General features: G+C 60.7%; 11 protein-coding genes. 5 read left to right on the top strand and 6 right to left on the bottom strand.

Features of this window, described 5'->3' with window-relative positions; genetic code table 11:
* Positions 1 to 145 precede the first annotated feature (145 nt).
* The gene (locus AC0L17_RS07720) at positions 146 to 1153 is read right to left on the bottom strand and encodes an iron ABC transporter substrate-binding protein (protein ID WP_473515379.1); all 1008 of its coding nucleotides are present in this window, start codon (positions 1151 to 1153) and stop codon (positions 146 to 148) included.
* A gap of 207 nt (positions 1154 to 1360) precedes the next feature.
* On the opposite strand from AC0L17_RS07720, the gene AC0L17_RS07715 reads away from it, so the two are divergent.
* Both AC0L17_RS07715 and AC0L17_RS07710 read left to right on the top strand, forming a co-directional pair.
* Positions 1361 to 1912: a sigma-70 family RNA polymerase sigma factor gene (locus AC0L17_RS07715; protein ID WP_473515378.1), complete on the top strand. Its 552-nt coding sequence runs from the start codon at positions 1361 to 1363 to the stop codon at positions 1910 to 1912.
* A gap of 1 nt (position 1913) precedes the next feature.
* Entirely contained in the window at positions 1914 to 2552 is a 639-nt protein-coding gene (locus tag AC0L17_RS07710; protein ID WP_473515377.1) for an NrsF family protein, read from the top strand.
* 274 nt (positions 2553 to 2826) lie between these two features.
* On the opposite strand, the gene AC0L17_RS07705 is transcribed toward AC0L17_RS07710, so the two are convergent.
* Positions 2827 to 3603, bottom strand: coding sequence for a transporter substrate-binding domain-containing protein (locus AC0L17_RS07705; protein ID WP_473515376.1), 777 nt, complete (start codon positions 3601 to 3603; stop codon positions 2827 to 2829).
* An 80-nt stretch (positions 3604 to 3683) separates the two neighbouring features.
* Positions 3684 to 4772 carry a YcaO-like family protein gene (locus tag AC0L17_RS07700; protein WP_473515516.1) on the bottom strand — a complete coding sequence of 363 codons (1089 nt, stop codon included), beginning with the start codon at positions 4770 to 4772 and terminating at the stop codon, positions 3684 to 3686.
* A gap of 442 nt (positions 4773 to 5214) precedes the next feature.
* On the opposite strand from AC0L17_RS07700, the gene AC0L17_RS07695 reads away from it, so the two are divergent.
* Positions 5215 to 7743, top strand: coding sequence for a BTAD domain-containing putative transcriptional regulator (locus AC0L17_RS07695; RefSeq protein ID WP_473515375.1), 2529 nt, complete (start codon positions 5215 to 5217; stop codon positions 7741 to 7743).
* 324 nt (positions 7744 to 8067) lie between these two features.
* Here the strand turns inward: AC0L17_RS07695 and AC0L17_RS07690 are convergent, their stop codons facing one another.
* Entirely contained in the window at positions 8068 to 9669 is a 1602-nt protein-coding gene (locus tag AC0L17_RS07690) for a peroxidase family protein (protein ID WP_473515374.1), read from the bottom strand.
* A 114-nt stretch (positions 9670 to 9783) separates the two neighbouring features.
* Here AC0L17_RS07690 and AC0L17_RS07685 point away from each other — a divergent pair, with 114 nt between their 5' ends.
* A complete protein-coding gene (locus tag AC0L17_RS07685) occupies positions 9784 to 10470 on the top strand; it encodes a hypothetical protein (RefSeq protein ID WP_473515373.1) in 687 nt (228 codons plus the stop codon).
* 120 nt (positions 10471 to 10590) lie between these two features.
* Positions 10591 to 10758: a hypothetical protein gene (locus AC0L17_RS07680; RefSeq protein WP_473515372.1), complete on the top strand. Its 168-nt coding sequence runs from the start codon at positions 10591 to 10593 to the stop codon at positions 10756 to 10758.
* Between the two features lie 99 nt (positions 10759 to 10857).
* Here AC0L17_RS07680 and AC0L17_RS07675 read toward each other — a convergent pair whose 3' ends face one another.
* Entirely contained in the window at positions 10858 to 11736 is an 879-nt protein-coding gene (locus tag AC0L17_RS07675) for a 3-hydroxybutyryl-CoA dehydrogenase (RefSeq protein ID WP_023797239.1), read from the bottom strand.
* A gap of 117 nt (positions 11737 to 11853) precedes the next feature.
* The gene (locus AC0L17_RS07670) at positions 11854 to 12783 is read right to left on the bottom strand and encodes an electron transfer flavoprotein subunit alpha/FixB family protein (RefSeq protein ID WP_473515371.1); all 930 of its coding nucleotides are present in this window, start codon (positions 12781 to 12783) and stop codon (positions 11854 to 11856) included.
* Positions 12784 to 12792: the final 9 nt, after the last annotated feature.

Genomic DNA, 12792 nt, shown 5'->3' with positions numbered 1-12792 from the left:
TGGCGGAAACGATCACAGAGCCGCAAACACGGCCAAAAACGCAGCTTGTCGTCATGGACGAATGCCACCTCGAAAAACAGAGCGCTCCTGCGGAAGCGAATTCCCGCAGGAGCGCAGTCGGCTGCCGTTTTAGGACGAACGCGAACTAAAGCAAGCCGGCTGCCGTCATCAGGTCGGTCACCTTCCTGGAGTTCAGCGTCGTCGCGTCGACCTTCGGCGCCTGCAGATCGGCCAGCGGCACCAGCGCCGGATTGGACTCCGCGCCCTTGCCAACCGCGTATTCGAAGGAATTGCCGGTCTTCAGCACGTCCTGACCACCCTTGCCGGTCACCCATTTCAGGAAGGCCTGGGCTTCCTTCGGGTGCTTGCTGGAGGCCAGCACGCCACCGCCGGAAACCGAGACGAAGGCGCCCGGATCCTGGTTCTTGAAATAATGCAGCCCGACATTCCTGCTGTTCTCGCCGGTCTTGGCTTGGTCGCCGTAGTAATAATAGTGATAGATCACGCCGCCATCGACCTCGCCGGCATTGACCGCCTTCATCACCGTGCTGTTGCCTTTGTAGGCGGTAAAATTCTCCTTCATCGCCTTCAGCCAGTCGGCCGTTGCGGCTTCACCCCTAAGTTGCAAAAGCGCGCTGACGATCGCCTGGAAATCGGCGCCGGACGGCGAAGCGGCCCAGCGTCCCTTCCAGCTCGGATCGGCGAGTTCAAGCAGCGACTTGGGCAACTGCTCGGCGCTCAGCCTGGTCTTGTTGTAAGCAAAGACGGTGCTGCGCGCGGCGATGCCCACCCACTTGCCGCTGGCCGGCTGGTACTCCTTGGGAATCTGCGCCAGCGTGTCGGCGTCCACCGGCGCGAACAGGCCTGATGACTCGACCAGCACCATGGCGGGTGAGTTTTCCGTCAGGAACACGTCGGCCGGCGAGGCGGCGCCTTCGGCAACGATCTGGTTGGAAAAATCGCTGTCGCCGCCGTGGCGAACGGTGACCTTGATGCCGGTTTCCTTGGTGAAACCTTCCACCCAGGCATTGGTCAGGCTCTCATGCTGGGCATTGTAGACGACGATGCCGCTGTCCTGGGCCATAACCGGGCTGGCGACCAGGCTGATTGCAAGTGCTGTGGCTCCGGCAAGGACGGAAAGAGCATGTTTCATGGACGTCACCCCGCTCGATCTCGATGGTCTTTGATTTAGCATGGCTGCACTATCAATTCCTGATCGGGTTAGTCAACATTGATGCGCTGCGCAATCGGCCGCCGGAGGTGAAACCTTCGTGATAGTCCTTAATTTGGCTTGGACATTATTTCGCCGGCCACGTAACAAATCAGCGCCGAGGCGCGAATTATCGGGGAGTGAACTCTTGTGACCGGCAAGGACGAGGCCGAGCTTTCCCGGCTGATGCGGGCCGCGATCGCCGGAGATGAAAGGGCCTACGCCGACTTTCTGCGCCGGACGGCTGCCCTCGTTCGCGGCTTCATCAGGCGCAAGATCGTTCAGGGCGGGGTCGATCCCGAGGATGTCGTGCAGGAAACCTTGCTGGCCATTCATGTGAAGCGGCATACTTGGCGCCAGGATTTACCTGTGCTGCCCTGGGTCTACGCCATCGCGCGCTTCAAGCTGATCGATGCCTTTCGACGGCGCGGGCGGCGCATCGAGATCGAGATCGACGAGATCGCCGAGACCTTCGCCGAACCGGAGGCCGAAACGGTCAGCGGGCGTGACATCAACCGGGCCCTGGATGGCCTGCCGCCGGCGCAGCGTTCGGTGGTTTCGTCGGTGTCGGTCGAAGGCCGCTCCATCGGCGAGACGGCAGTGAGATTCGGCATCAGCGAGACGGCGGTGCGCGTGTCGCTGCATCGCGGTCTCGCAGCCATTGCCAAACGGTTCGGAGCCAAGCAGTTCAGGCGGGAATGACATGAGGACCGACGATCTCATCAAGGCGCTCGACGCCGATGTCCGCAGCACGGCGATGCCGCTTGGCTCGGCCTGGTGGATAGGCGCAGGTGCGGCTACACTGATCGCGGCGGTGGTGTTCTGGCTGGCGATCGGCCCACGCACCGACATCGCCACCGCCATGTATACGACGCGTTTCGTTGCCAAGTTCGTGTTCACGATGGCTCTGGCTGTCAGCGCCTTCGCCTTGATCCGCGCCCTGTCGACACCCGGTGCAGCGACGAGCAGGGCGGCAGCCTTGATGATTGCCGCACCGCTGCTGGTGGCCGTAGCGGTGGGGCTGGAACTCCTTTCGGTGCCTGCGGCCGACTGGAGCAGGCGGCTGGTCGGCAGCAACATGGTTATCTGCCTGACCTTCATTCCGCTGATCGGCATCGGTCCGCTTGCCGTCTTCCTGGCGGTGCTGCGCTATGGCGCGCCGACGCGGCCGGTGCTTGCCGGCACCGTGGCGGGCCTGCTCGCCGGCGGGCTGGCGGCAACCTTCTATGCCGCACACTGCTTCGACGACTCGCCGCTCTTCGTTGCCACCTGGTATACGATCGCGATTGCCATCCTCGCCACGCTCGGCGCGCTCGGCGGGCGGCTTTTCGTGCGCTGGTAGGGACCGCACGCCAGCGGGGACCGTGATGCTCTAACGTCAAAACATTTCTGAACGATCTGGTTCGACCGTTACGGAAGTTCGTTCGAATTCACGCCCTTGACCCTAGTCGGACATTCCCGGCTCAAATTTGCACCCGGAAGCGGACCTTCACCGGAACCAGCGGATTTGACCCACTGCCGACTACCGAGCGGTCAGATTGAGATGTCCAGAATCCAGCGGTTTCTGGACATTCCGATGGAACGCAAAATGCCAGATACCACAGCCTTAACGCTCCTCACTCGCCGTAAATGTCGAAGGTGAAGTATTTCTTTGAGATCTCGCCGTACCTGCCGTTTTCGCGGATGCCCTTGATGGCGGCGTTGACCTTTTCCCTGAGCGCGTCGTCTTCCTTCCGGAAGCCGAAGCCCGCTCCGAGCCCGAGCAACTCCGGATCGTCCGGGACGTTGCCCTTCACCTCACAGCAGGCCTTTCCGGGGTCCGAACCGAGAAACCCCTCCGCGGCTATCGCTTCGACCTGAACCGCGTCGACCCGTCCCGCCACGAGGTCCTGGAAAGCCTCGTCCTGCGTCTGGTAGCCCTTGATCTCGGCCACGGCCGTGGCGAAGTGCTTCCGCGCGTAGGCTTCGTGGGTGCTGGACACCTGGACGCCGAGGATCTTGCCCTTGAGGGTTTCCGCCGTCGCTCCGATGTCCGTCTCCTTGGCTGCCACCACGACAACTGGGCTCTTGTAGTAGCGGTCGGAGAAATCGATCGTTTTCATCCGCTCCTCGGTGATCGACATGGAGGCGGCGATCATGTCGATCTTCCCGACCGTCAGGGCGAGGATGATGCCATCCCACGCGGTCGGAGTGAGAACGCAGTCGAGCCTGGCCTCCACGCAGAGCGCGTCGACGATCTCGAGTTCCCATCCGCCCCATTTGCCTGTCGCATCGGGTAAGAAAAAGGGCGGGTAAGGTTCCGGAGTGAAACCCACCCGGACGGTGTCGGCATGTGCCGCGCCGCCGAACGCGAGAACCAAGGCTAGAACTGCTGCCGCGCCGGTCTCCTTCATTTCCCTCTCCACTTGTTTTAGCGGATGCGAATACTCTCCCAGTCTGGTAGATTTTGCGAGAGTTTTTTTACCGTCTTTCCTTATGCGGTCATCGGGACCAGATTCATTTCTGCGGCTGACATCCGCCTCTCCTGCCAACCCAACCTCACTGGGACGTCGAACAGCCGTCCAGCCGCCAGGCGGCGGCGCAGCGGCCGCATGCCGGGCACGATGGCGCGAACGACGGGAACGCCGATCTCCGGCCGCGTAAGGTCTACGGCAAGGAACCGCAGGCCCGCCTCGCGACATACTCTGATACATTCGGAGACAGTTGGCTCGCCCGCAGGACCGGCGGGCCGGAGACTTTTGCCCGATGGCAGGAGGTATGGCATCGAAGGGAACGACACGCGCCGGAGCCAGAAGCCGAACGCGTCCCTGTCATCCAGCGGCGCCATCCTGGTCCGCAAGGCGATCGAGAACTCGGCCTGCAGCATTTCGGTCAGCGCCGCAGCGGCGGCCCGGCCGACATCAAAGTGTGCGGCGGTGCCGACGGCGACAGCGTCTCCTCCCGGTTCTGCTGAGACGGCCGCGCATACGGGGATTCCGAGGTCAGTCGTCAAATCCAGAAGGTGGAGGGTGCGTGCGCGCGCCTTGAGAACAGCCACAAGGTCCGTCGTTTCTCCAACGGCGCCGGGACTCAACGCCGGACGCGCGTGACCGCCGTACCACCAGATAGACACCGCGTCGCGCTCGACAAGCTCCAGGAAGGCGGAAATGGAAGCTTCCTCCATGGTGGCGCCTGCAGCGCACCCACTGCTGTCGGCAATCGCGAAGGCTTTCTCGTCTTCCTGTTCGAAGTATCCGATGTAGACGCACGCAGCAGGAACCAGCGCGCGGTCTGACCCGTCTGGCGACGTGGCTTCGACCCAGTCGACTGGCAGGGTTTCGTCGAACCTGGCAGGCAGCCAGTCGAAAGCGCCGTGCACGGCATTCCACTTGTCGCGGTTCCGGAGCTGAGCTTCGCTAGCCAGCACTAGAGAAGCCGGGTGGACTGCCTGGCCGTCAACGTCCCGCCAAGACGCGCGCAGGAGCGCCTCGCTGCCCCGGAAGCAGGCACTCGCCAGCTCGGCAGCCTCTCCAAGGCAGCTTGCGCGGGCCTGCTCATCCGTCAGCCCCCGCCCACACGCCATTCGGCCGGCCTCGGGCCGCGCCGAGGGGGGGAGCCACTCGGCGGTTTCTCCCGGAGCCGTCCGGGGCAGTGCGGCGGCCAAGCGGACCCCGTTGACGGGTCCGCTGAACAGCGCCACCTCAAACAGTCCGTCCACTCTCGCAAACATTCGACGGTTCATAGAACATTCACCTGCCCGGGTTGCGCTGGCTGGCGCAGTCGCCGTCCTTATGCTATGAGTTCATTAGCATCAATTTGTGGAGCAAACTCTAAAATTCACAAGAGGGGTCTTACTGCTCCGTTTCACTACTGCATTACAGCGCCTACTTGGAGATTCACTGATGTCTTCAGGTCACGCGAGGACCGAGAAAAATGCTCGCAAGTTCATGTTCGGCGCGTTTATGCTGACGAAGTGCCGTTGATGACGGAATGACAGCGACATGGTGGCGGAAGGGAAGCAACGTTTGACCGCCACCCCACCCCCTTCCGCTTTGAGGGCGATCCTCGTCGCCGACGCGGAGCAGTATTCCAGGCACGTCCATGCCCACGAGCAGGCGACGCTGAACTTCGTGGAACGCTGCTTCGCCGTCTTCCGCGATCTCTCCCCCGCGCACGACGGCCAGGTGCTGAAGACCACGGGCGATGGCGCGATTGTGGAATTCACGTCGGCGACCGAGGCGCTGCTCTACGCGCTTGCCGCCCAGGAACGGCTGGCGGCGCTCGCCGACAGCCAGCCCAAAGGCCACCAGCTCCGCTTCCGGATCGGCATTCACCTCGGCGAGGTGAAGCACCGCGGCGGAGACGTCTATGGCCATATCGTCAACGTTGCTTCGCGTCTTGAACACCTGGCCGAGCCTGGAGGGGTCTGCATTTCCCAAGCCGTGTTCGAACAGGTACGGCAGGCGGTTCCCGCCACTTTCGGGAGCCTTGGACCGCGCAGCCTGAAAAACATCCCGCAGCCCGTCGTCGCTTACCGGGTCCGCCGCAGCAACGGGCCTCCATCGGAAGGGCAGGCGCCCGAGCCAGGAGAGGTTTCCGTCTCCCTAATCGAAAGGCTGTCGCTGTCCGATGCCGAAGGCAACGAGATCGCCCTGAGATCGATGAAGGCGCAGGCGCTTGTCGGCTACCTCGTGCTCAGCCAGCACAACCAGGAAGCGAAGGACCGCATCCTTGGCCTTCTGTGGAGCAGCCTGGACCTGCAGCACGCGCAGCAGGAGTACCGGTCCGTTGTCCGGCAGGTCCAGCAGGCGTTCCAGAAGGCGGGTTCGGACGCTTTCCACGCGACTCCCGGCCAGGTCCGCATGATAATGTCCGCTCTGCAGGTGGACCTCCTGACGGTCAGCGAACAACTCAGCGAGGGATTCGTCACGCCCGATCTCATTGAAGGGCGGGTTTCTCCGGACCAGATCATGGCAGGCCTCGAGCGGACCGACCAGGTTTTCGAATCCTGGCTGAGGGTGACGCGCCACCGCTGGCGAGACCGGCTAATCGGGCAGCTGGAGGCCTGCCTCGACCGCGAATCCGGCGGTCTGTCCGGCAAGCACGCCGCAATCGCGCTCCTCGCCATTGATTCCACGCATGAACCTGCCGCGCGGGCGCTCATGAACGCCTACGCGGCGGGGGGCAATACAGCGGCCGCGATCCGCGTCTACCAGTCGCTGCGGGAGGTCCTGGCGAAGGACTTCAGCGTCGAGCCTTCGGCGGAAACCCAGAAAGCGATCCAGCGGATTCGGGCGGGCGGGTCACCGCCGGCCGATGAGAGGGAGGCGAAAGAAGCAGGCGCGGCCGGATACGAAGGGCGGCTCCCGGTCATCGCAGTCGGCCCGTTTGCTCCGGCAGGGCATCGGGACAAGGAGCATCTGCTCGCCGGATTTCGCGCGGAGGTTATTTCCTGCCTGGTCAAGTTCCGCGACTGGGTGATCGTCGAGGAGCAGGAAGGCCAGTGCCTGCCGGACGTAGGTTCCGGAGCTGCCGTCGACTACCGCCTCGAGTCCCACATGCAGCCGTCCACTTCGGAAGAGGCCGTGCGGTTCACGCTCGTCGACGCCGCCAGCGAACGCATCGTCTGGAGTGAACGGTTTCCGCTCCAGCTGCAGGAATGGGCGACAGTCTCCAGCGGAATCGCGCGCAAGACCGCAGCCGTGCTGGACATCTATCTCTCCGCGGAACGCGTATCAGGACATCCGGGCAGGCGCGACATTTCGCTCTCGGCATATGACGACTGGCTGCGCGGAGAGAACCTGCTCACCCTCTGGCAGCCGGATGCGGAACTCGAGGCCGAGCGTCTCTTCAAGTCGGTCATCCAGCAGATGCCGCGGTTCGCTCCCGCCTACTCCAGCCTCGCCAGCATCTACAACGTTCGCCACCTGATAGTCGCGGGGTTCCGGCGCGACCCCGCGCTCGAGGCCGAAGCGCTCAGGCTGGCGAAGAAGGCTGTCCAGATCGATCCGCTCGAGACCCGGGCGCACTTGACCCTGGCGTGGTCGTGCCTGATGGCGGGGAAGTACGACCAAGCGGACATCCACTACGACCTCGCCTTCGACCTCAATCCGAACAACCCTAAGGCGCTGCTGTCCTGCGCGCACGGCCTCGCTTTCACCGGCAGGATCGAAGGGGCAAGGGAGCTTGCGCGCCTCGCGCTCAGTCTAACTCCCTTCGTTACTCCCTTCCAGTGGGAGTACCTCACGGGAATCCGGTTCATTATCGGCGACTACTCGGGTGCCGTCGCCGCGGCAAACATGGGCGCCGGAAGCATGCATGATACTCTCATGTGGAAAGCGGCCGCGCTAGCGCTTATGGGCAGGGAGGATGAAGCGCGCCGCGCGGCAGACGAGTTTCTCGCCGGAGCGCGTGCGCAGTGGACAGGAGAACCTCCCGGCGACCGCGAGATCGTCGAGTGGGTCCGATGCGGTCCTCCGATCAAGGAAACGGAGACGCGCCGGCGGCTGGAGGATGGATTAAGGCAGGCTGGACTTCTAGAAGGCGAGCAGTAACCACGACGCTAAGCGACATGGCCGACGGATTGCACCGCGCCAAGGAATACGGCTGTTCAGGTTCGTATCACAGGCACATGTTCAAGGGACAGATGATTGCATCGGCGACACCTGCTATCATTTCGGATCTTCGAGGGCGCATCGCCTATCTCGAGGGCGGAAATGCCCAAGGACTGTGCTCCCCTTTGGGGTCGCAGCGATCGACCGGTAAAACCACCCTTGGGGGGCACTATTGCAGGAGAACTACAGCTCGCAGGGCGGGACCTTCGTTCTGTATTGCGTCCAGAATGGTTCGCATGTGGCGAGATCTGGGAGCCGTGTCTATTATCCTCCACGTAGGACAAAAGAAGCAATATCACTCATCAAGACCATTTTTGGGTCTGCGGTTGGAATAATGGGCTTCCAGCTTCTATTGCGAAGAATTGATGTCTCGTCCTGCCTAAGGAGGCCTATAATAGTCTCGGCGACGATCATAGATCCGAGAGGTCCCAATCTCTGCCCTTGCTCCAGAACCTCGGCTTCTTTCAATAGGTAATAGAATAGCGGCGTCTCATTTACAAAATCTGCCTGCCCCAATTTGCCCAGGATGCCGGATTCGACGTCTAGTGGCTCTAGAGGGGGGAGGTCATAACCGTGAGCCCGCAGCCAGGCTAACGAGGTTTGTCCGCTGGGGACAATTCCATTGCTAGTATAGAGATCTACCAGGCCCAATGTTGGCGCTCGACCTAGCGGCATTTTGAGGAGCCGTTGAGTTTGAATGTCGAAGTCAGGCAGGACGAAATTGAGGAGGTCGGAGGTCACGTATGGATCAATTGGGCGGCTAAAGTTCACAAGAGGGTCGGCTTGCTCAACTGAAGTAGGAAAGAAAAGCGACCAATCGATCACTAGGCCTGGATCCAACGGGAACAAATCTGGTCCACCCAAGCCGGTCAACCGCAGAACTTCTGGAAAATTAAGATATCTTTGCCGGGTGATCTGATATCTTGATCGCGTCATCGTATGAAGCCGAAACGCGGCGTTAGAAAACTCGTAAGGAACAAAGGCACCGCGAGTTTCGCCGTAGAGTGGGGCCTCGTCAAGTATGACTTTTTGCAAGACAGTCCTGTTCAGCAGTCTAGGCAGTAGGTCATTGAGGATCGCAGATTGATAATGAAGGGTCACTTGCTCGCGGGCCCTCTCAAACGGCAGGTTGAGCCGATCAGCGAGGGTATTGTGAAAGCGCATAAAGAGCGCGGTGAGTTGCGCTAGAATGAAATTATTGTCGTTTCTCTGCTCCGGTATTGTTGCTCCTCTATGGGGCGCTCGGGGCAAGTCATAGTCGTTACCGTCTGCAGTCTTTCCGAGGCGGAAGCGCAAAACTCCCCCTATGCCCGCTTCGTATAGATGGAGATTTGCGCCGGGTGTTTCTCCATAAAGGCCGGGTGTTTCTCCATAAAGGGAGTCTAAATTGAGACGGGGCGTGCGGCTTGCTAGTACACCGGTTGGGCGTCCCAGGAGTCTGGTGTTGTAGAGGACATCATGATTCAGGAATTGAGCCAAGTAGGTGTAGCCAGCGGGAATCGCCGTGTTATCCGATCGTGTTGCCTTCTTGAAGTAAACTGTATCCAATTCAGTCATTCGATCTGACAGGCGTGCGAGTTCATCGGGTGGAAACCGGGCGGTCTTACTGCCTTGAAAAAGAAGTAGGTCATCGGTTCCCCGCGTCTTTGAGACCGGGACGCCCTGTGTTTCCATGGCAACAATCAGGCTTCCGAGGCTTCTCGTTCTTGGGATGACGAGATAGGAGAGGGGAAGAAATCGGAGCGGCTTGAACTTAAATTCGAAACTGACCTGCCTGGGGCTGGTAACGACATTTGTTATGTCAGGCAATATGGCCCGCTGGATCTCTGTGAGGGTGGCAAGCTTGGCGGACGCTAGTAGGGCCAACTCTGGTGCTCCCTGTTTGAAAGGGGTCGTAGGGATCGACAATTGCCTACGGGCATAACCTAGCGTAACCTGTAGCGTGCTGAAGCAACAGTCCAGAAAAAATAGGGGAGTGCCGTGACAATAATGATCGTTGAGGCAAGGCCGGTGCGTGTCGGCAAGTTGGCATTTCGGCTACGTTGGGCCAAGGACAGGTCTCTGACATTTACAGCCGTGGCCGCTTCTGATCTTCTGACGTTGGCCGCTAACAACCTGGTGACTGGTGATTCAGTCTGGGTCGTTTCGGCAAATTTGCTTCCCACTCCCCTGATCCCAAATACAAAATATTTCTATATAAATATCAATAATACTACCGGCAAATTTGCAACCACAAAGGCAAATGCGATTGCGGGTACTGCGATAGATTTAACTGACGCTGGTACGGGAGTTCATACCATAATGTTTGCCTCGGGTGAGGCAGCAGCTGACTATGGGCCCTTGGTGGTAAGAGCGAGTATTCCGGGCGACAAGGCAAACCGCGCAGCTCGCCTGAATAAGGCCGGTATAGACAAGAAGGTTGATAGTGCAGCGGATACAACTGATAACTCAGACGACGTCCCGATCGATGGAGATGAGCTGTCGATCGTATTTGACAATGACACCGCCAACCAGACAGCGCTTGGGAATAGAACCGTCATGGTCATCCCTACAGAACCAGACCTCGGGTATCTATGGCAGGTAGATAACGTCTTTAGAGATCGAAAAAGCATTTCCCAGGAGGATTTCGGCGAGCTGGGAAGGTATCTCCTAAAGAAGTGCAGGTAGCGAGCTTCGCTTTTCAAATCGAATTCGGGTTTGCCGGAAATATCTAGCCCAGAAGAGTATCAGGATGCTCGGCGGCGTAGTCTACGGCCCCCGCGGCTCAAATCCCGCTTGCCGCCGCCCATGAATTCGCGCAAGGCACCCAAATCTCAGGAGATCGACATCAAGGATGCGCAGATCCGCAGCGAAGCTGCTATCGCGACCCCGACAGCGCGAGGGGTAGACATGAAGCTCGAGGTCATTCCCGTTTCGGATGTCGACCGCGTCAAGCATCCGCGGCTTGAGTTTTGACCCTAAAGCGGAATGCGTTTGGATTGAACCTGCATTCCGATCTATCTCTTTAGCCGCATTTGTGCGACGCTAAGTGATTCCACTTGGCTGCAAAATGGTTCAGCGCGTCGGAACGGGGTGCTCGCCGCGATAGTCGTAGAAGCCGCGCCCGGTCTTGCGGCCGAGCCAGCCGGCCTCGACATATTTCACCAGCAGCGGGCAGGGCCGGTATTTCGAATCCGACAGGCCGTCATGCAGCACCTGCATGATCGACAGGCAGGTGTCGAGGCCGATGAAATCGGCAAGCTGCAGCGGTCCCATCGGATGGTTGGCGCCGAGCCGCATGGCGGTGTCGATCGCGTCGACCGAGCCGACCCCTTCATAGAGCGTGTAGATCGCCTCGTTGATCATCGGCAGCAGGATGCGGTTGACGATGAAGGCTGGAAAATCCTCCGAGACGGTGATCGTCTTCTCGAGATGGTTCACATAGGCCTTTGCCGCTTCGAAGGTCTGGTCCTCGGTGGCAATGCCGCGCACCAGTTCGACCAGCTTCATGACTGGAACCGGATTCATGAAATGGATGCCGATGAAACGCTCCGGCCTGTCGGTCTGCGCGGCGAGACGCGTGATCGAGATCGATGAGGTGTTCGTCGCCAGGATGGCTTCCGGATTGAGCTGCGGGCAGAGCTGGGCGTAGATCTTGCGCTTGACCGTCTCGTCCTCGGTCGCTGCCTCGATCACCAGATCGGCACCGGCAAGGTCGGCCATGGTCGGTGCTGACGAAATGCGCGCCATCGCCTCGTTGCGCAGCTTTTCCTCGAGTTTGCCGGAGCCGACCTGGCGGGCCATGTTGCCGCTGATCGTGGCGATACCCTTTTCGATGCGCTCGGGCGAGATGTCGTAAACCAGCACCTTGTAGCCCGCCAGCGCGGACACATGGGCGATGCCGCCGCCCATCTGGCCCGCCCCGATGATGCCGATCGTCTCGATCTTGTTCATTACACCGATCCCGTCAAATGGCCTTTGCGGCCTGCTTTTTGTGCGGTGCAAACTAAAAGGGCGGGGCGACTTCGTCTACCCCGCCCTTCACAATTTAATACGCTTTGGCAGAAGGCGTCAAAGCGCCTTTTGCAGTTCCGGCAGAATGACGAAAAGGTCGCCGACGAGGCCGTAGTCGGCGACCTGGAAGATCGGCGCCTCCTCGTCCTTGTTGATAGCGACGATGACCTTCGAATCCTTCATGCCGGCAAGATGCTGGATGGCGCCGGAGATGCCGACGGCGATGTAGAGATCGGGTGCGACCACCTTGCCGGTCTGGCCGACCTGCCAGTCGTTCGGCGCATAGCCGGCATCGACTGCGGCACGAGAGGCGCCGACGGCGGCGCCGAGCTTGTCGGCGATCGGCAGGATGACTTCCTGGAACTTCTCCGAGGAGCCCAGCGCGCGGCCGCCCGAGATGATGATCCTGGCCGAAGTCAATTCCGGACGATCGGTCTCGGAAAGCCTGTTCTCGACGAAGCTCGACAGGCCGGGATTGACTGCTGCCTGAACCGTCTCGACCGGGGCTGAACCGCCCTCGGGTGCAGCCTGGAAGGAGGCGGTGCGCACGGTGATCACCTTCTTGGCGTCGCTCGACTGCACCGTCTGGATGGCGTTGCCGGCATAGATCGGCCGCTTGAAGGTGTCGGGCGAGACAATCTCGATGATCTCCGACACCTGCGCGACATCGAGCAGGGCTGCCACGCGCGGCGCGACATTCTTGCCCGAGGAGGTCGCTGGCGCGACGAACGTGTCATAGGCATCGGCGATGCCGACGACGAGCGCCGCCAGCGGTTCGGCGAGACGCTCGGTGAGCTCGTCGGCTTCGGCAAGCAGCACCTTGCTCACGCCCTTGAGCTTGGCGGCGGCGTCCGCTGCCGGCTTGGCGCCGTTGCCGGCGACCAGCACATGCACGTCGGAGCCGATCTGCAGTGCCGCCGAAAGCGCCTTGGCGGTCTGGTCGGAAAGCGTCGCATTGTCGTGTTCGGCAATCAGAAGAATTGTCATCTTTTTGTC

The sequence above is a fragment of the Mesorhizobium sp. WSM4829 genome, assembly GCF_055811475.1.
This window is presented reverse-complemented; position numbering and strand designations above follow the sequence as displayed.